General features: G+C 56.3%; 14 protein-coding genes, 1 tRNA gene and 1 pseudogene. 7 read left to right on the plus strand and 9 right to left on the minus strand.

The window, feature by feature from the left end; translation table 11 throughout:
• Positions 1-58: 58 nt before the first annotated feature.
• The 3 genes from Tam1G_RS05350 (at position 59) to Tam1G_RS05360 (ending at position 4593) form a co-directional block, all read left to right on the plus strand.
• A complete protein-coding gene (locus Tam1G_RS05350; protein ID WP_242689585.1) occupies positions 59-2014 on the plus strand; it encodes a PspC domain-containing protein in 1956 nt (651 codons plus the stop codon).
• Positions 2007-2870, plus strand: a complete 864-nt coding sequence (locus tag Tam1G_RS05355) for an Asp23/Gls24 family envelope stress response protein (protein WP_051917282.1) — start codon at positions 2007-2009, stop codon at positions 2868-2870. Before Tam1G_RS05350 ends, Tam1G_RS05355 begins: the two co-directional genes overlap by 8 nt.
• 133 nt (positions 2871-3003) lie before the next feature.
• Entirely contained in the window at positions 3004-4593 is a 1590-nt protein-coding gene (locus Tam1G_RS05360; protein WP_101625713.1) for an alpha/beta hydrolase family protein, read from the plus strand.
• Positions 4594-4595: 2 nt separating this feature from the next.
• On the opposite strand, the gene Tam1G_RS05365 is transcribed toward Tam1G_RS05360, so the two are convergent.
• The 5 genes from Tam1G_RS05365 to Tam1G_RS05385 all read right to left on the minus strand — a co-directional run bounded on the left by Tam1G_RS05365 (position 4596) and on the right by Tam1G_RS05385 (position 13367).
• The gene (locus Tam1G_RS05365; RefSeq protein ID WP_101625714.1) at positions 4596-5231 is read right to left on the minus strand and encodes a DUF4125 family protein; all 636 of its coding nucleotides are present in this window, start codon (positions 5229-5231) and stop codon (positions 4596-4598) included.
• 204 nt (positions 5232-5435) lie between these two features.
• Complete coding sequence (locus Tam1G_RS05370) at positions 5436-7574, minus strand: DUF4037 domain-containing protein (protein ID WP_101625715.1); 2139 nt, start codon at positions 7572-7574, stop codon at positions 5436-5438.
• Between the two features lie 336 nt (positions 7575-7910).
• Positions 7911-9101, minus strand: coding sequence for an MFS transporter (locus tag Tam1G_RS05375; RefSeq protein ID WP_101625716.1), 1191 nt, complete (start codon positions 9099-9101; stop codon positions 7911-7913).
• Between the two features lie 120 nt (positions 9102-9221).
• Positions 9222-9295 (minus strand) — tRNA-Pro (locus Tam1G_RS05380).
• Between the two features lie 112 nt (positions 9296-9407).
• On the minus strand, positions 9408-13367 hold the full coding sequence (locus tag Tam1G_RS05385; RefSeq protein ID WP_101625717.1) for a glycosyl hydrolase family 95 catalytic domain-containing protein: 3960 nt from the start codon (positions 13365-13367) through the stop codon (positions 9408-9410).
• 378 nt (positions 13368-13745) lie between these two features.
• On the opposite strand from Tam1G_RS05385, the gene lysS reads away from it, so the two are divergent.
• The 4 genes and pseudogenes from lysS to Tam1G_RS05400 all read left to right on the plus strand — a co-directional run bounded on the left by lysS (position 13746) and on the right by Tam1G_RS05400 (position 18791).
• Entirely contained in the window at positions 13746-15425 is a 1680-nt protein-coding gene (gene lysS / locus Tam1G_RS05390; RefSeq protein ID WP_101625718.1) for a lysine--tRNA ligase, read from the plus strand.
• 230 nt (positions 15426-15655) lie between these two features.
• Positions 15656-15721 (plus strand): annotated as a pseudogene (locus tag Tam1G_RS12075) (zinc-ribbon domain-containing protein); the annotation flags it as partial.
• A 36-nt stretch (positions 15722-15757) separates the two neighbouring features.
• The gene (locus tag Tam1G_RS05395) at positions 15758-17521 is read left to right on the plus strand and encodes a serine hydrolase (RefSeq protein ID WP_165781914.1); all 1764 of its coding nucleotides are present in this window, start codon (positions 15758-15760) and stop codon (positions 17519-17521) included.
• A gap of 103 nt (positions 17522-17624) precedes the next feature.
• Positions 17625-18791, plus strand: coding sequence for a zinc ribbon domain-containing protein (locus Tam1G_RS05400; protein WP_033889866.1), 1167 nt, complete (start codon positions 17625-17627; stop codon positions 18789-18791).
• Positions 18792-18894: 103 nt separating this feature from the next.
• Here Tam1G_RS05400 and Tam1G_RS05405 read toward each other — a convergent pair whose 3' ends face one another.
• From Tam1G_RS05405 to Tam1G_RS05420, 4 genes are read right to left on the minus strand one after another with little or no spacing between them, the layout of a single operon-like run.
• Positions 18895-19149: a hypothetical protein gene (locus tag Tam1G_RS05405; RefSeq protein WP_033889865.1), complete on the minus strand. Its 255-nt coding sequence runs from the start codon at positions 19147-19149 to the stop codon at positions 18895-18897.
• A gap of 55 nt (positions 19150-19204) precedes the next feature.
• Positions 19205-19498, minus strand: coding sequence for a hypothetical protein (locus Tam1G_RS05410; RefSeq protein WP_033889864.1), 294 nt, complete (start codon positions 19496-19498; stop codon positions 19205-19207).
• 1 nt (position 19499) lies between these two features.
• Entirely contained in the window at positions 19500-19763 is a 264-nt protein-coding gene (locus Tam1G_RS05415; protein ID WP_033889863.1) for a hypothetical protein, read from the minus strand.
• 47 nt (positions 19764-19810) lie between these two features.
• Complete coding sequence (locus Tam1G_RS05420) at positions 19811-20065, minus strand: hypothetical protein (protein ID WP_033889862.1); 255 nt, start codon at positions 20063-20065, stop codon at positions 19811-19813.
• Between the last annotated feature and the right edge of the window lie 35 nt (positions 20066-20100).

The following is a 20100-nucleotide window of genomic DNA, read 5'->3' on the forward strand; positions in this document are numbered from 1 at the left end:
GGATGAATCAGGGTGGTTTCGGGGGAGTATGGCACCAGTCAAGCGCTGTAATGGAACTATGAGCAATCCGAATATGAACCAATACCAACCGCCGCGTGAGGGCATTGGCACTGGCAGTGCCAATGGCAAGGCTCCGCGGCGTCTCTTCACATGGATCCGGTCGAGTGGTCTGATGCGTGGCGACGACCGGTGGATTGGCGGCGTATGCAGTGGCATCGCCGCCCGGCTCGGTTGGAGTCCGACGCTGGTGCGTGCGCTGGTCATCATCGCTACGCTGTTCTTCGGCTTCGGTGCCGCGCTCTACGCATTCGGCTGGTTCTTCATGCCGGATGTGCGCGATGGTCGAATCTTGGCCGAAGAGTTGATCGCCGGACGATGGGACTGGAACTGCCTTGGCTGCTTCGTGTTCCTGGCGGTGGCGCTGTTGATTCCAGGTGCTGGCTGGGCGAGCATCGTGGTGGCGGCAATCGCTTTGTGGTGGCTGATGAAAAGCGGTATTCGCCAGCGTGAGGGTTATGGTTTTGGCGCTCGCGCTCGTGGCGCTAACGGGCCGGTGCCATACCCGCCATATGGGTATGCGGCTGGTCCCGCTGTCCCCAACGCCATGCCCAATGGTGCGCCGACTGCTCCGTATGCCCCGTATGGTTCGCCGGCATCGTATAGGCAAGCCAATCCGGGCGCGGCACCGTATCCGGGTGAGTCTCAGCCAACGCCTCAAGCAGGTGCGATGCCGCAGCAACCGTCTCAAGCCGCGTCGCAGTCTCCTACCCAAAGTAATCCAGGACCTTTCGTGCCACAGGCTGGGCAGCCGTCACCTCTCTATGTTTCACAGGGTGTTTCACAGCCTGCTGTGCGGGAGAATGTTGTCGGCGCCACTCAGCCTGCAGCGGACTACTCCGCACCCGCTGCGTCAGTCGTGCCGGACACCGTTCCCCACAAATCCAAGCGTCGCAAGCCGGCTGGCCCGATTATGGTGTTAAGCATCTTGGGTATTTCCTGCATCTCCTTCGCTGCTTTGATGGGATGGATTTGGTTCAACGATCTGGGTATCGAATCCATTGTGCGCTGGGGAACCGTATGGATTTCCGCGCTGTGCGTGCTGATGGGCATTGTGGTCGTAGTGCTGGGCATGAAAGGCCGGCGAACTGGAGGTTTGATTCCGCTGGGTCTCATCGCCGGATTCTGCGCGGCCTGCATGATTATGGTGTGCAGCACCTATTCGGTCTATTGGTATCACTACACGCTTGCCGATAGGCAGAACACATTGCAAACCATTGAACTGACGAAGAACGCAAGTTCCGAGAACTGGTACGACATGAGCGAGGTACAGGTCGGTCGTACGTTTGCGTCTGACTCCAGCGACCACACGTTCAAGAAACTCGAAAAAGGTGTGGCATTCAGTGGCGATAGCTACGAACAGAGCAAAGCCATCCTCGATTTGTCTGCCTGGGACGACACGCATGCACCCCATCAGGTGAAAGCGCATAGCGGCAAAACCATTACCAGTAATTGTCCGGTTGGCACCATCAAGGTGGCCGCGAGAAGCGCTCAGGTGCATATCATTCTGCCAGACGGTTGCACGTACGGCTTCGGCGAGGGGCAGTACGGGTATATGGTCGGGCCAACCAGTGTCGGCGGCAAATACGCACTGGTGTATGACACTTCCGGTAGCTTCAACTTCAGCTTGGACGGTGACTCTCCATTCGATACCGCGCCTATAGGCGCGAAGAACTACGAATGGATGGCGAACCAAACTGACTTGATGCCGGAATCAGGCCCCGAGCTGCTGATCGCCGTGCCCTACACCGTGGAAGGCCGCGTGAATGTGGTGTACGCGTCCGACTGGGAGGATGATGACTTCCAGCAATACGCCGACAAGTACGGCACTGAAAGCGGCAACGTTGAACGCCAGCAGTATCTGGACGAGGAAAGTGATTACTCGCCTTGGAATCAGCAGCCCGATAATTCCGGCAATGATTCCGGCGATGCCAGCAAGGAGGCGAACAATGACTGACGATATCAATGCAACCAAGGAATTCCAATCCGTTGAGGATGAGAGCCAGACTCAGATTATTCCCACGGAGTCTGCGATGGAATCGCAGACGGACGCCGCAGTCAGTGAGACCAAGGTATTCGAATCGGTAGCTGACGGCAGTCAGACCCAGGTGCTGCCCACTGCAAATGATAATCAGCAGACTCAGGTGCTGAACGTCGAACAGCAGACGCCTGACGAGAGTCTTACTCAGCCAATGACTGCGATCGATTCCGAATCCCAAGCCGCTGAAACTCAAGTGATTGAGCCTCACGTTGAGAAGTCTGCAGATAGCGAGCAGACGGAAACGGATACGATTACATTACAGTCGGTGGCTGATGTGGAAGAACCGGACAATGCGGAATCAGATACTCAAGAATCCGTGGCGGCCGATGCCTCATCTGCTGAGATTGCACCGGAAACTCCAGTTCAGCCGGATTTGAATGTGCCGCTGATGGAAGCGTTCGCTCAGTCTGCAGATGATGTGCCCTCGCCTCAAGCCGATGCTGTCTCCGATAGTCCGCAAGATTGCGAAGAGCCAAACCAGCAGGAATCATCTGCCCCAGACGTTCCGGCTGCCGCTGCCGTGACAGCCTCTGAGTTGAAGAAACCCAAGCATGATATCAGTGTTCTGACCGTCATCTTCGGCGTTCTGGGCCTGATTATCGGTGTTATCGGCTTGCTGTTCGGCTGGGCATTCCCCGGATTGCTCGTTGAAAGTTTCTACATTGATCCGCGCATGTTGACTGCGATCATCTGTGGTGCAGTCGGTGCGATTCTGGTGATCGTAGCGATTGTCTGGGCTGTTTTAGGCGCCAAGAAAACACAACAACAATAGCTCCTTCTTTTAGGCTCCCCTCCATGAGGGGGCTGACTGCGATAGCAGACTGAGGGGGAGCGTCAACATCCGTTGAGATTGGGCAGTGTTGCGAGTACACCTAATATCCGATGTGTGAAATCAGGAGGCTGTGATGAAACGAGTGGCGCGCATTGCATGCATTGCGCTAGTGCTGATGCTTATCTGCGCGCTACTCGGCTGGGCCATGATGCCGCGTTGGAAAAGCAAGCCATATACCGACCACATCGCCGTAACCTCCTCCGACCCTGCCATCGTTCCAGCGAGCATATCCATTGCTCACGAAGGACAGTATCAAACTCGCGAAACCCAGCTTTCCGTTGATATTGGCGATGGTGAAACATTGCCTGCAGTGCTGCGCGAACCAATCAATGCTCCAGGCGCGCGCCCAGCCTGCCTGTTCATTCATGGCTCCGGTACCAGTGGGGCCGAAGATTTCGGCGATATCGCCAATGCGATGGCCTCCGCAGGCATCGTGACGCTGGTTCCAGCTAAAAGCAACGAAGATTACACAATATTCCATCGTGATTACCCACGATTTGCCAGCGAATACAGCAAAGCGTTGGATGTGTTGCGCGACGTCGATGATGTGGATCAATCCAACACCGGCATTTACGCCGAATCCGAAGGCACATGGATTGCTACGATTCTCGCTTCGAAGCGCCACGATATTGCGTTTGCGGCACTCACTTCCGCGCCGGTATTCAAAGGCCGTGAGCAAATGGCCGTGGCGATGAGCACGTATGCGCACGAGGCGGGAGCGCCCAAGCCGGTAATCGAAGACACAATGAAACTACTGTCTTTGGATTACCGGCCATTTGGGCTGCAATATGCCGACTTCGATGCCGACCATTACCTGAAATCGCTCACCATGCCAGTATTGGTCAGCTACGGTGTCTACGACACTGCCATGCCAATCGAACAGGGAGCGCAACGCATTATGCGTGTAGCTGCACGCAATGGAAATAATGCGGTGACCGTGCGTTACTTTGCCGGCAACCATCAAATGCGTGCAGGTAAAGGATTGTTCGCGCCGGGACTTCCATTGGCTGATGGATACACGCAAGCATTGGAAAACTGGGTGAATGGGGTAGCGGCCGGTGCCTCTCATAGTGGCTGGGCTACACCTCAGGTAGCAGGACCCCAACCAGGGCAGCAGTATGCGGCTCCTAGCCGAACCAATTCCGGCATCATCGGATCATTAGGCGTACTGGTAGGCGTGATGCTTGCCGGTCCATTGTTGCTGGGAGTGGCATTACTGCTGAGCATCGTTGCGATCGCGCGTACGACATGGCGTGAGCGCGATGATGGCATTGTGCGAATGCGGGGAAAGCGCGCGGCATTGTATACGGTGCCGCCATCGCATGCTCGTGAAACGGTGCCAGTCAGCGTAGCCGAGCCGTGTTGGGGCTTGGGGTTGAGCCTGCTCGCCGCCTCTGCGTTACTCTATGGCTACCTTGCCGCAGTCGGCGCTGCAGCGGTGCTCGCCATGACGCCGGCACCCCGTTTATTCGATATCGGATGGCATGTGCTGCAGGTAATCGCCGTTCTCGTGGTGATTATTCTTGCATGGAGCGGACAGACCATGTGGTCCGCCCGCCGCAATATTACCGGTATTCAACGCATGATGTGCTGGCTGGTGATTGCCGCCGCGGCTTTCACGCTGCTCTCCATGACCTTCTGGGGCCTGTTCTGCTGGTGGTAGAGTTATGCCGCCTGCAATGCTTCTGCTTCTTTAAGGCTTTCGAATCCACCGAGCTTTACCGTATGCAGTAAGGTTTCTTCGGTGATATTGCGCGGAGGAGTGGCGCTCGCGCGCTCGCTAATCATGGTTTCATACAGATTGAATGTGGTATCCGAATAGGTGCTGAGTTCGCCGCGCAGATAGGTCTCGAACGAAGTGGCTTGCAACGTATCCTCATCGGTAGTGAGCACTCGCATGGCTTGGCCGAGTTTCGGGTACTGTACGCGGAAATCGGCAGCCCATACCACCTGTTGTTTGATGACCTGTTCCTGACGTGCGATACGGTTTGCGGAAAGTTTCGGAATATACGGTTCGATGTTCTTTCGGAATTCGTCGGGTGCGGTGGATGACATCATGCGGCCGTACTTTTCGGTGATGAGATTGCGGCCAACCTTGTCTGCCGCATCCAAATCCGCCGCATAGGAAGCCAGCAGCTCATGCGGCCATGTTAAGAACTGTGCCAAACGCATCTGGCGGAACACCGGCCAATTGCCTTGGCAGGCCGCACGCCCACCCTCATTATTGGTGTTCTGGAACTGATTCCATTCGTGCCTCACAATAGCCTCGCGCAGTTCCTCGTCATTGTCGTGATTATCCATTGCCGATCCCTTTCCTCTTTGAATATCAGCTTGAGACTATCTGCTTTGCAAGGGGTACCGAACATCCGTGAATCAATATATTCATGTTGATATTGCAACGCTTCTATTTGGGGTGTGTCCGTTTTGGTGCCCCTCGTAAAGCAGATAGAGGTTTTGAGATGAGCTGAAGTACCCCTTGTAAGGCAGAACCACATCCTTTTTTCGTCACAGACTGTGCAATGCCGGATTGTCGGACTGAATATGCTCCTCCACATACGGGCGCTGCCATTCCAGAAACGTTTCACTGGACGCGGTTAGCTCCTCTCGCCGCAATTCCTTGACGATTTCAGCAGCAATATGCTCCACCGTGTCGGCAATGACTTCAGCAGCCGGTTCGGAACCCTTGCCGCCCTCGCCGAAGCTGGCACCGCCATAGCAGGCAGCCGAACTCAATCGCATTACAGTTTCCAGCTGTTCGCAAACATCCGGCAGCAAGGCGAACATTGAGCCGGAAAGCTTACGTAGTGCGGCAAATTGCCATTTGTAATACGGCAGGTATCCAACAATCAGCGGTTTATTAATCAGGAACACCAGCGATGCCGTGGCCTGAACGAATTCGTTAATCGACAGCCAGGCTGCCGCGCCATCGCCGCGCTTCAAGGAACGTGGCAGATTGTATTGTCCGGCTTGCGCAATCATGCCAAGGCGCTTGGAAATCAACGACAGTCGCACATCTTCCGGCATATCCTTGAAACCCTGACGCACGGCGGAGAATTCGCCGGTTGGATCTTGGAATACTGCACCATTGGTGGCTGCAGCCAACGTGGCTTCATCTAGCATCAACCATTCATGCGGTGCATTCTGAGCAGGAGCTTTAGGGTAGCCGGTAATGGATGTGAAGAAATCGCCGATGCGGAATACGCCATCGCGGCGGTTTGCGCCTTGCGCGCGCGGCGTGGTGGGGGAGAAGCGTTGCGAGTCGGGTGCAGCTTTGGATTCGTATGCAACGGCACCCTGAGCATCTCCGATGAAATGCACAGTGCCTTGCTCATCCACCGTAAAGTCGCGAGGCAATGCCGCATAATCGGCCTGCAGTTGCTCGCCAATTGCAGCATAGTCCTCACCGTTGAGCCACAGGCAGAAGCGCGGGCCGAAATCATGATCTTGGGAGTATTGGTCATCGAAGCCATAGCATTCTGAGCCATGACCAACCAAACCGGCTGCGATGCGGTTGGCGTACTGCGAGTAGCGCTGCACAATCATTGGCTTGCCGACCTGATTCCAAAATTCGCGGGCCAGTTTGAGACCAGATACCGGGCAGAAGGAAGATTGCTCACTTTCGGAATCGGTAGTTGATCGAGGTGCGGCATCTGCCTGTTGCCGAGATTCGCTGACGGCTTCCGGAGCGGAACGGTCATCTGCAGTGCTGGCCTTGGTCTCGGCTTCATGCAGATTCTCGGCAGTAATACGGTAATAATCAGTGTCTGTGCCATAGCATTCGGCAATCACCGCCAGAGCTTTGCGGTAGTGAGCTGCCGCCTCGCTGTAGCGCTGTTCGGCATAGAGCACTTGCGCAAACCCAGCCAGAGCAGAAGCATAATGGGCGGAATGCGTAAGCTTGCCGGTGGAGTAGATGTCCAACGCCTTGGCGGCGTGCTCGTGTGCATCTTGGAGTTTGCCCTCCTGCAGCAATACCAGCGCCAGATTCGTGTGGGAAGAAGCCACATCAATATCCGCTTGTGGATTCACGCTGGAGGCTTCGATAATGGTCAGGGCCTGCTGCAGTTCTTGCTCGGCCAGCGGCAAACGGTTGGTCTCGCTGTAGAGCATGGACAGATTGTTGTGGAGCGCAGCCAAACGGCGGTCGTTGTCGGGATAGACTTTCTGCGCGCAAGACAGCGCTTGGGTATATAGGTCTTCGGCCTGATCGTATTGTTTCGCTGCACGCATGGCAGTGGCGCAATTAATCAGCGTGGTGGCCCAGACTTCGGAACCTTCCAATCCCATGCGCAGCGCCAATTCGATGGCTCGTTGCACAATCCACTGGTTTTCTTTGTGCTTGCCCTGTGAACGATTGAAGCCCATCGTCTCATTAAGCACGGTCAGGAGTCCGGCTTCATCTCCCGCGTTTTCTGCATCGATGGCCGCTTGCTCCAGATATGGCCCGGCTTCAGTTTCTGCGGCATGGCGATTGAAAATATCGTCCAGACCCTTCAGGAAGGTGTCGGTGTTGAAGGTTGCGGGAGATTCGTCGGGGGCGTCTTCGCTGCCGCTCGGCAAACCTGCGGTATCGTCCAAATCTCCTGGACCATGTGCAAACTGTGCGGCGAATTGTTCGAGCAGCGCGTCTTCGTCAACCACCATGTACCTCCTTGAGCTGATGCTCCTATCAGTCTATGGGCAGGAAGAGGTGTGTGCGCCTGCGCAACCCTGTGAATTACCTCTCAATCCCCGTTAATCACTCATTGATACCTGTTTGATACTCACTGATACTCACCGACTGTAGGTTTTTGAACACTGACTGTAGGGCATCGAACACTGACTGTAGGTTTTTGAACGGATTTCGTTAGAAAACCTACAGTCAACGTTCAAAAACCTACAGCGGATGTGGAAAAACCGTCAGTCAGTGTTCAGAAACCTACAGTCAATTTATGGTCAATCTGTGGGGATTGATGGGATTGATGGGAGGGGTGGGATTGGTCAGTCAACGGTGATTTCGTGCAGGCGCTGGGCGGCTTGAGTATCGGATTCGCAACGCCAGGAGTAGAACGTGAGCAAACCGATCGACAAGATCGCCAACGGCAGGCCACCTAAACCGGTGAATCGGTAATTCATGGAGAATGTGGTCAGCATAGCGCCGCCGACGATGGAACCGACTGCGTTGCCGAAGTTGAACGCCACCTGCACGGCAGCGCCTGCGATAAGTTCGCCGCCGCCCTGGCCGGCTTCGGTCATCAGCAGCTGCTGCGGAGCGGAAATGAAGAACAGACCGAAGGCAATCCAGAAGGTGAGCAATGCAGTGGTGAAGTGATTGCCGGGCAACAGCAGCACCATGAGCAGGCCGATGCCGGAAATCGTCTGTCCGAGTGCGGCGGTGCCGGCGTGACGCCAACGGTCGGTGATTCGTCCGCCGATAAGACCGCCAACCACCATACCGAAACCGGCGAGCATCATCAGGAACGGTACGAGCGAGGACGTCCAACCACCGGTCTTCTGCAACCACGGGGAAACGTAACTCCACCAGCAGAACACGCCTGCGTTGCCGGTGAATACGGCGGCGAGAATCACCCACGGGCCACGGCGAGTGAGGAACTTGAACTGGCCTGCAATGCCGGCGTCCTTAATCGGAGCCACGTAGGGAATCATCGTGACAGTAAGCACAATAGTCATGGCGGCCCATGCGGCAAGCACGCCAAACGCGAGTCGCCAATTCAGATATTCGGCCAGCAGTGTGCCAGCCGGTACGCCGAGCATATTGGCCACGGTCTGACCGGTGACCATGATGGATACTGCTTGGGCTTCCTTGCCTTTTTCGGCAAGGGTTTTAGCGATCAGCGTGGCCGTGCCGAAGAACGCGCCATGCGGCAAGCCGGAGATGAATCGTGCCACGATGAGGATCGCGGCGTTCGGAGCGAATGCCGACATTGTGTTACCAACGAGCGCAATCACCATGAACAGTGCAATCAGGTTGCGCGGTGGGACCTTACGGCCGAACACAAGAATCAGTGTGCCGATGCACACGCCGAAGGCGTAAGCGGAAATATAGTTACCAGCGGTTGGAATAGAGACGTGCGTGGCTTCGGCAGCTTGGGGGAGGATACCCATCATCACAAATTCGGCTGCGCCGAGGATGAATGCGCCTGAAGCAAGTGCAAGCAAGCTTTTCTTCATGTTGTGTTCCTCTTGTGATTGTGCTGTGGAGTGTAAGCGGATGTGCAATGTACTCATACCGCACAGCCGCTTACACATAGCAAAAGGGCCACCGGCTTTCACCGATGGCCCTTTGAGTTGTCGGGCTGGCGGGATTTGAACCCGCGGCCTCTTCGTCCCGAACGAAGCGCGCTACCAAGCTGCGCTACAGCCCGTTTTGGCAACGAACGTAGATATTACAGGATTTTGTTTGAACTGCAAAATCGGCGTGTCGCGATGGTGTGTGGGCTGGCGCCCCTAATGCCGCAAGGGGCGCCAGTGCGAGGATTATTGTGCCTGGTCTCCTCCCTTCTTGCCGCGGATAATGAACGCTGCACAGCCGGCCAGCGAGAGTCCGATAGTCAGAAGCACTGCGGTGGCTATGCCCACGCCTGTGGCAGACAAGGGGGATTCCTTACTGCTTGTTGCGCTGGAAGTATCCTTGTTTGATGTTTCCGGCGCTGGGTTGGGTTCCGGATCCGGCTCAGGCTCAGGCTCCGGGTCCGGGTCTGGGTCAGGTTTGGGCTCCGGTTCCGGATCCGGATCAGGCTTCGGCGAAGCCTTGACGATGGTGTAGGACTCGCCCTTGGTGGTATCGAAAACAAGCAGGGATTCGCCGTCTTCGTTGCGAACCGTCTCGGACTTGATTGTTGCGCCGTTCTGCTGGACCTCGTAGTGCTCGGCTCCGCCCTCGGTGATCTTGACTGCCGCCTGACCGCCATTGTTGGACGTGAGCTTGACCTTAGTGGTCTTGCCCTTGTCCCAAGTGATGCCGACAGTGAAGTTACCGCGCGACACGAGACCATTCACCTTGCCTGATGCCCATGCGGACGGTAGTGCAGGCAGGATGTTCGTGTAGTCCTCGTATAAAGTGCCGTCTGTTGCGGTGAACGTTGAGTTGGACTGCATCAGCATCTCGTTCACACCGGAGGTGTTGCCGAAGTTGCCGTCAATCTGGAATGGAGGGTGAGCGTCGAACAGGTTTGCGTACATGGCACCCTTAAGCTGCTTTTGAATCAGCAGGTAGGCATGGTTGCCATCGCCGGTGCGTGCCCACGAGTTGATGCGCTGTCCCACGCCCCAACCGGTTGCATCGTCGCCGCGCTTGGTTAGTGAGACCTTGGCGGCATCCATGTATTCCGCGTTATCCACGGTGATGAGATCGCCGGGGAACAGGCCGAGCATATGCGAAAGATGGCGGTGGCCCTGTTCGTAGCCGGAAATGCTGTTGCCGTTTGCGTCCTTGCCGAGTTCGCCTTCGAAGTACCATTCCTTAATCTGACCGCTGCTGCCAACTTCAATCGGGTGAAGCAGACTCTTTGCGCATGACCATGAGCGGTTTGCGTCTGCGTTGGTGAACGTTCCGGCATCATCCTTGGCCCAGTTATCCACCGAGCATGCCGTAAGATCGCCAACCAGGCCGTCCGGATCGCCCTTGGCCTCGGCGGCTTCGATAGCATCGTTGAGCATTTGCCATACCAACGAATTCTCATACGTGTTGCCATCGGTGCCTTGCGGTCCATGCTCGGGCGAATATGCCACGCCGGTGGTCAAACGCTTGCCATTGCCGGCCTTGTGCAGCATGTAGTCAACGTAGAAGTGAGATTCCTCCTTGAGTAGTGCGTAAACGCGGTCAAGCAGTTGCTCGTTGCCTGAATACTCATATGCTTCGTACACATTCTGCAGAATCCACGGCACAGCGGCTGGGCTCCAGCCCCACGAGAACTGGTAACCGGGGGCCGTGAATCCGTACGCTGTGTTTTCGGTGTGTGCCATGAAGCCTTCGCCCTCGCCGATGGCAGCATCGGCATTCGCGGTTTCCGCTCCCGCATACACCTTCGCGGTAACACGGCCAGGCTTGACCAGCCCCTCCACGTACTCGATAAGCGGTTCGGCGAGTTCGCCCATATTGCCGGAGTAGGTGGGCCAGTAGTTCATTTGCAGATTGACGTTCATGTGGAAGTCGGAGCCCCAAGGTGTGGCGCTGTTATGGCCGTCATCGGCTGCGGTGGTGGACCAGATGCCCTGCAGATTGCTGGGCAATTGGCTGTTTTCACGGGAGGAGCCAATGGTCAGGTAGCGGCCATACTGGTAGACAAGTGTTTCCAGTTCGCGCTGCTGCTTGGTGGTTGCGCTGCCATTGCGGTACGCTTTGACCAGCTTGTCGGTGGCGATGGCGCCGTCCGAAGCGTGGCTGCTTTGCCCGAGGTCGAGCTTTACGCGATCGTAGATTGCCGTATGGTCGGCGATGTGCGTCTGTTTGACGGCGACATAGCCTTTATTGGCTGCGGACTGTACAGTGCTGGCTACGCGCGCATTCACATCGTCTGCCGTTTCGCCGGTACGGTAGCTCGGATACTCCTGCTTGTAGTCGGTTGCGGCGGCGATATACAGCGTTACGGCGGTTGCGTCGCTGATGGTTAGCGACGCGCCATCTGCGCCGGTTTCCACAGTGCCTTCACCGTTGTCTACAACAGCCTTGATTTGCGAATCGTAGATGAGCCCGTTGTTGCCGAGTGCGCCGCGTACGGTGAGTGTATCGCCGGTGACGGTGGTGGTTTCACCCTGCTTGGAGAAACCTGCGTTGGTGGGCATGGCGACGGTAAGGTTCAGCTTGCCGGCTTTGCTTGCCTTGAGTCGAGCCACCATCACGTTGTCTGGGTTGGAGGCGAAGTATTCGCGCGTGTACGTTACGCCATCATGTGTGAACGTGACATCTGCCTTGCCTTTGGAAATGTTCAGATCGCGTCGGTATTCGGTGGCCGAAGTGTTTTTGCCGAAGCCGTAGTCGATGGTGATGTTGCCCCAGTTCTGGTAGGCGCCTTGCTCGACGGCGTTCTCGCCGCCGGTCAGGTTGCCGGGATTGACGGTGGTGGCACCCTGCTCGAGCTGCTTGTTGAGCGCGCGCAGCGTTGCGCCATTATTGCCCTTGGACTCGTTGTTGCCGCCGTTGTAGGTTGCGGTTGAGCCAGGGCCACCAGTCCACAGCGTCTCCTCATTGAAGGTGATGCGCTCCTTGCCGATTTCACCCCAGACAGTGCCGCCGATGCGTCCATTGCCGATGGGTAGTGTGGTCTGCTGCCACTGATTGCCATCAGCATTGCCATTCATCCATTGGCCGGCGGTCATCGATGCGTCCGTGGATGAGGCGGGCTGGGAGTACCACAGCCAGTCATCGCCGCTGGTGTCGCCGTCACCGCCTTCTTCGACTTCAGCGATAACGTACACGTTGAACGAGGCGGTAATGCTGGGATCGGCGTTGTATGTGACGGTGATGGGATATGCGCCAATGTTGTTGCCGTTGAATGCGCTCGCATCAAGCGTGTATTCGTCAGCGGACAGTGTTCGCACGCTGCCATCGGCGGTGCTGGTGGCGGTGACGGCAAGGCCCTTGGCGTTGAACTGTTCGCCGAGGCTGTATTTGGTCGTCATCGCGGATGCGTCGATGGAGAGCACATAATCCTTCGGCTTGGCGGTGACGGTCAGCTGTGGCTTCATGTCGTCGGTTGCTCCGGTCAGCGAGGTTACCTCGTTGCTGCCGAAACGCACGTCGATATGGCGGGATTCGCCGAGCGCCAGCGTAATAAGCGTGTGTCCTGCCTCAAATTGCTCTCGAATGATATCGGTCACATCAAGTGTGACTTTCGTGGTATTCGAAGCACTTACCGTCATTCGGTCCGCATATTTCACCGAGCCGAGCGTGAAGGCGTCCGATTGCGCCTTGGTGGCGTTCGTGGCATCGAACTTCGGTCGGCTGGCCCAGGTGGCGCTATTCACATCGCAAGCCGCCGCAGTGGTGCATGTTGCGGTGTCTACGGCCGTGACGTGCACGGTGTCGGTTGCGTCGGCACTCTGCTGGGCGCCCGCATAGCCGAGATAGGTGAGCGTTAAGGCCGCATGTTCGGGCGCTGCCGTCTGAGCGGACAGGTCGAAGGTCATCAGGCCCATCTTTGCGTCGGTCTGGTCATTGATATCGGTGGATTCGAAGAGTTCGCCGAAGTCACCGTAGCCGTTTGGCTGCAGTGCGCCGAGGTAGGCTGCAGTGTTCTTTGTCTGGGTCTTTTCGTTGGCCCAAGCCTGCAGTGTGGTATCGGCGATAGGGGTGACGGTTGTGGTGTTTCCGGTGCGGGGTGCCGTTGTTTCCAACGCTACCGCAGGCGCTGTGGCCATAGTCAACGTCAGGCTGGTTGCCGCTATGCCTGCAATCCATGAGAGGATGCGGGAGCGTTTATGCTGAGGGGTGCTCATAAATAGGGGATACTTTCTTGTAGTGCCGCCGCGTCAACGTGGCGGGCGATAGTGCGGCGTGAGTTCGGGCCGCGGGGAACCGGTTGTCTGAGACTGCCGGCTGTGTAGAAGGGACATTGACATGCGGTCAGCGGCATTGTTGACCATGCATCACACAAATGTTAAGTTCCCTTACATTGGGTGTCAAACTTACAATCTCAGGCATTGCTTGTTGATGGTCTGCGAAGCGTTGTGCTCACTGGAAACAACGTTTACAGTATGGCGAATACTCGGCGCGTCGCTATTATGCAATGTTGCTGCAGTGCCGCTGTGCCACTGCTAATGCGCTCAGGCTCATAAAAGGCCGGTGGTAGAACCCCGTCGCTACACTGATGCGTTATGTGCGAAACCCAAGAATCCCAAGCAAATGAGGAAGAAACCCCGGTAGTCCCGCAGATGACTACCGTTGAGCGTGCGGAAATGCTGCTCAAGCAGGATGCCACCATTACCGAAAAGATTAAGTCCGGCGCCACGCTGGATGAGGCTGTGGACCCGTCCAACAAGGAATTCGGCCCGCTGGCCCACCCGGAGCAGGTGCAGATGCGTGTGGCCAAGCGCGCCATGATGCTGGATGCCGGCATGGCTCCCTACCCGGTGCATCTGGATGTGACCAGCACCATCGAAGCCGTGCGCGCCAAGTATGATGGCAAGCTTGAAGCCGGCGAGGAAACCGAAGACATGGTTGGTATCGCCGGCCGTGTGCTGTTCCTGCGCAACGCTGGCGGCCTGTGCTTCGTGCAGCTCGCCGCAGGCGACGGCACCAAGATTCAGGGCATGATTTCCAAGAAGGAGATCGGTGCCGATTCTCTGAAGCAGTTCAAGCAGCTGGTTGATCTTGGTGACCATCTGTACTTGAAGGGCCGTGTGATTGCCTCCAAGACCGGTGAGCTGTCTGTGTTTGCCACTGAGTGGGCCATCGCTTCCAAGGCTTTGCAGCCGTTGCCGGCCCTGCACAAGGAACTGAACGAGGACACGCGCACCCGCAAGCCGTACATTGCCATGATTGCGGACGAGAAGACTCGCAATATGGTGCGCAACCGTTCCAAGGCCGTGGCTTCCTTGCGCAACACCTTTGCCAGCCATGACTTCCTCGAGGTCGAAACCCCGATGCTGCAGACCCTGCACGGTGGTGCTGCGGCCCGCCCGTTCACCACGCATATGAACGCTTTCGATTTGGACCTCTACCTGCGTATCGCTCCGGAACTGTTCCTGAAGCGTTGCCTGGTGGGTGGCATCGACCGTGTGTTCGAAATCAACCGCGACTTCCGTAACGAGGGCGTCGATGCCACGCACGCCCCTGAGTTCACGATGGTCGAGGCCTACCAGGCTTACGGCACCTACGATTCCATCGGCCAGTTGGTCAAGGAACTCGTGCAGAAGACCGCTATGGACGTCTACGGCTCCCACAAGGTCACGCTGCTGGATGGCACCGAATACGACTTCGGCGGCGAATGGAAGACCATCAGCATGTATGACTCCCTCTCCGAAGCCCTCGGCGAGGAAATCGTGCCGAACGGCGGCCCGGAGCACCCCGGCACTTCCGTGGAACACCTCGGCGAGATCGCCGACAAGCTCGGCGTGGAGCGCGATGAAGTCGAGAACCACGGCAAACTTGTCGAGCACCTCTGGGAGCACTTCTACGAGGACAAGCTTTACGAGCCGACCTTCGTGCGCGACTTCCCGGTCGAAACCTCTCCGCTGGTCAAGGGTCACCGCACCAAGCCGGGTGTGGTGGAGAAGTGGGATCTCTACGTGCGCGGCTTCGAGCTGGCCACCGGCTACTCCGAGCTCAACGATCCGGTTGTGCAGCGTGAACGTTTCGTGGCCCAGGCCAAAGATGCGCTCGCCGGCGATGAGGAGGCCTGCGATATCGATGAGGACTTCCTCGAGGCTCTCGGCGTGGGCATGCCTCCGGCAGGTGGCATGGGCATGGGCATCGACCGTCTGCTCATTGCTCTGACCGGTGCCACGATCCGCGAGACCATCACCTTCCCGCTGGTCAAGCCGTTGGTCGCCTGACATAAGGTTTGTGGCCTGACGATAGGCCAAGTGAGAACCCCTCAGCTCTATTTGATACGGAGAGCTGAGGGGTTTCTTGTATGTGCAGTGCATGCAGTACGGCTTCATATGCATTCGCGTAAATCCGTATATTCTACGAACTGTCCATTGCCCTGCTTTCTATCATGGCGGCGTAGCTGAAAGTGCTAACTTATAGTTATCGCCACGAAGAAGGATGCGAGGGAAGAAATATGGGATTCTGTGGTCAATGTGGCACAAAGTTGGTGCCGGGAGCTGCGTTCTGTCAGCAATGCGGCTCTCGGGTTGAGTCTGAAAGCCAGCCATCTGCGCCAGTGGAGCAAGCTGCTGCAACTCAGCCTGATGCTGAGCAAACAGCCGTGGAGCAACCCATCGCAGCGCAGCCCACAGTAGAACAGCCTGCTGCAGCGCAGCCCACAGTAGAACAGCCTGCTGCAGCGCAGCCCACAGAGAGTATGTCTCCGCTGTTGCCTACTGAAACAGCAGCTCCCGAAATACCGGTTCCTGGAATGCCGTCCGATGCGACGGTTCCGGAAACATTTGCTCCCGTGATGCCACAGACGGTTGAGAATAATCTTCCGCCAGTACCACTGCCTCCGAGGCCTGACTCCACTGCAGGTACTCCAGCGATTCCTAGCGCCGATACGCCGGATGTTCCTGCGCTGGATACGCCAGTAGATGCCAAAACCAAGAAGTGCAAGAAGATTATTGCTTTGGTGATTGCCGCAATAGTTGTTGTAGCGCTGGTAGTGGCCAGCGTGGTCTACGTGAAGTTCCGCAACAATACGGCATCCGAGGCTCCTGCAACAACCACTGCGAAAACCACGAAATCAAAGAAAACTGAGAAGAAGTTCTCGTTTGACTCGAAAACGCTGGACGACATCGTCGACGCAGCGCAGCCGGCATCGGTGGCCGCTGCGACTGCTGATGGCAAGGCTGAGTATTCATCGTCCAAGGCGAGCACCAGTGGTGTAGCCAGTGGTTTGTACCTGCCCGTGTACCTTGCCATAACCGATAACGGCAAGAAGCAGAACGATCAGGCCACTGAACTGCTGAAAAATCAAAGCAATGACACTGCCAACGCGCTGATCAGCCAAATGGGTGGCCTTAATGCGGTGAACAATTGGCTGAAGAACAACGGTTACACGCATACCGAGTTGCAGCGCAACTATGGAGACACTGCAGCATCCCAGGCTGGTAAGGAAAACGTGACCACGGCCGAGGATGCCACCAATATGTTGACCGTGATCGAACGCCTTGGCCTTAGCGATTTGATGAATCTGGACACGCAATCCGAAGGCATTACCGTGCCCGATACCATGACTGTGCACGGATTCCACGGCCAAGGTATTGGCGGATATTACAACTATTACTTCATCATCAAGGATGGTGACCGTACCATCACGCTGACCGTGATGACGCAGCAAAGCAAGGAGGCCGCCGCCAAGCTCGCATCCGATCTGCTGGCCGAGATTCACAAGCAGGCCAACCCGGACAACAAGGGCGAAGGCAACAAGAACAGCAACAATGGCGATACCGCTCAGAACGGCAATGACGGTTCCAATGCCGTAACGCCAGTGCAACTCACTCAGTCGTACACCACGCAGTTCGACACGGTGAATATGATTACGGTGACGAAATACACATTCCAATATCCATCCGATTGGACCATTGGACAGCCCGAAATCACAGATCTGGTCGAAATAGTTAACTTAACCAATGCTCGTGGTGTGACCATCCAATACTATTGGGGGCCGATACAGGGCAAGTTCATGAAGCATGAGACGGTGACGAAGATTGCTGATGCGCAGTTTGATGCGCCATGTGCCCAGGATTGCCGAAATTATCAGAACCCAGGCCCCTTTATGGTGGCGCAAGTTGATGGTGATGAAGGCTCGCACTTGGCGTTGATGCCGGACTCATACCAAGGAGCACATGATTTTCCGGCTTATACGGGATACCTGTTCGAGAGCTTCGGATATAGCAGTTTCGCCACAATCGATACCAAGGGTGGTCTGACCGCACAGGAGAAGGCGGAAGTCATCGCCATCCTCGCCAGCCTCAGAAGCGCACAGTAAACGCGCCGAACGCTCAAGCCACAGATAATTCCATCGCCGTTGTGAGGTACTGCCATCGCTGCGCAGCATCGCACAACGGCTTCACCTGTAAAGGAGAAACCTCATGTTCTGCCCATCATGTGGCAAACCGAATGCAGAAGGCGCCAAATTCTGTGCGTACTGCGGCAAGCCAATGCCTCAGCAGCCTGCACAACAGGCAGCGCCACAACAACCAACGCAGTCCGCGTCGAGCTCGCAGCCTCAGCCATCCATACCATTGCCAAACCAAAGCGGTACACAGTCGGCACAAGCAGAGCAGAAACCAACCAGCCACCTACTCGACACCCTGCACAATGCGCCTCGCGGATTGCTGGTCACCGTTGTAGTGGTGGCAGCACTCGCAGTCGGTTCGTTAGCGTTACACGGGTTCGGCTCCACCTCGAAGCAGGCCTCCAGCCAGCAGCAATCCTCTTCATCCACCAGCGCTGATACGCAGTCCAATGGTGCCGATGATTCCTCTGATGGCACTCAGCAAGAGGATTCTCCAGTGAGCATCAGCGATGTTTCGTATAGCAAGAGCTACTACTGGGATAGCGGCCTCAGCAAGCAGGATTGCTATGTGGTCTCTATGACTGTTTCGAGCAGTGAGGCGCTGACCGTCGCTCCGACCATCCGCGTTGACTACAGTGCTACCGACAAGTACGGTGATGTGCGGGATCATGTAGTGGCATTGGGCGGCCACGTTACCAAGTACGCAAGCATTGAGGATGAGAACTCCGAGGTTGGCGGATTCCAGATCTTCGCTAATACGGCAGGTGGCACATCCAATTTCAGCATTGGCGCAAGTGCGCAGCGAACCGTGGACTTCTATATCATCTATGATGCCGATGCCGTAACCGACGTATCCAAAATCAGCGTGATTGATTCCCAATACAGCGAAGACGATAGCTCCAGCGAAGGCACCCTTGATGAGGACGCATTGAGCCAAATCAAGTTTGAGAAACAGCAAGCTGGCGATAATGGGCACAATTCGTTGACCGGTACTGTTGAGAACACTACGAATGATAAGTGGCCTTCAGCCAAGGTATCGGTAATGTTTACCATCGATGGTCATCCGGTGGCAGGCGGATCCGGATTCATGGTGAGTGGCAAGGTGGATAAGCCGTTGAAGCCTGGTGCATCCGGTACCTGCACGATTGAGCAGCCGCTGACCGATGAGGAAGTGGCGAAAACCGGTGGCACGCTTGCATGGCAAGTGGCCTCGGTGTCGTATGACATCGATTCGGAGTGATTGAGTATAGGCGATTGAACTGTAGACACAAGTAAGGGCCGCGCGATTTCCGTAATCAGGAATTGCGCGGCCCTTACCGTAGATGACCTAGCTCGTGAGTATTTCAGAACGACCGCAGCTGTCGCATGGCCGTTTTCGCAGCCTGTTGATAGCGCTGCGTATTCGCGACCAACTGCTGCAATTCCGCGCGTGCCTGTGCGGCTTGTGCCTGTGCTCGCCCACCTTTAGGAATACGCGCCAACGACGATTCCGCAGTGCTTACAGCTTGCGCTGCCTGGCGTGCCGCATAGGACACGCGTTCAGCGGATTTGACGTACCGCTGCAGGTCATCGATATGATTCTGAATGCTTTCCACCATGATTAGGCTCTATTCTCCCTAAGGTTGTGCTGCGATCAGATGACTGTGCAGTCATTTATCGGTAGGTATCGGGAACGTAGACGACTTCGGTAACATCTATGCCTTTGGCCGCGGCGATGGCGGCGGCGATGGATGAGGCCGCCGCGCTGGCGCTTCCAGTCATTACATGGGCAGCACCCTCAACCGGAACACCAGTGCCGGTGCCCTGCAGGGTTGCGTTCGACATCTGCTCCACCTTGGCGGCTTGGCTTCCAGCCTCATTCGCTATGCGCAGCGCTTGTTGTAATGCGGCGACTGCAGCGTCTCGTGCTGCAGCCCACTGCTTGTTTACCACGGTGACGTATGCCATATCAGGCTCCTCGCGATTCCTTGATGTATCGTGCGGTTTCGTTCTGCAACTCTTCCAGCATGCTGATCGCTTTCTTCATTGCTGCAGATGCCTGCTGTACTTCGCGCGTGGCGCGCTGACCGGGAATCGAGCCGCGCGTGACCGCGGCTAATTGCACGGTGTTGCGGTCGATTTTCTCCCTGTTGGTTGCCATCAGTGTTTGGAGCTGCTTGGAGTTGTGGCTGATTTTCGCTGCCGCGAGTTGCGTTTCGTAAATTGATGCCATAGTGGGTATGTCCTTAGTGAATATACGAATTGATTGAGCAAGCTTGTTTAGAGCATGCGAATCTGGTCCAGTGCCGTGGAAGCCTGCTTCAACTCGATGAGCGTCTCTTCCAGCGACTTTTGAGTCTGCTTGATGGAGGCAATCATGCGCTGATCGTAACCTTTATCACTGCCGTCAAGTTCTGAAACCACCAATGACATATTGTCCCGTGTGGCGCCTTGATAGTTGAGTACCAGCCTGATTTGGGCGTTGATTTCGCTTTGCAGCAAAGTCACAATGGCCTTGGTCTGCCGTAACGACATGATGACTTCCTTTCTTATGTGTGCTGTGCGTCGGG

The organism is Bifidobacterium imperatoris, assembly GCF_002860405.1.
Classification (GTDB): Bacteria; Actinomycetota; Actinomycetes; order Actinomycetales; family Bifidobacteriaceae; genus Bifidobacterium; species Bifidobacterium imperatoris.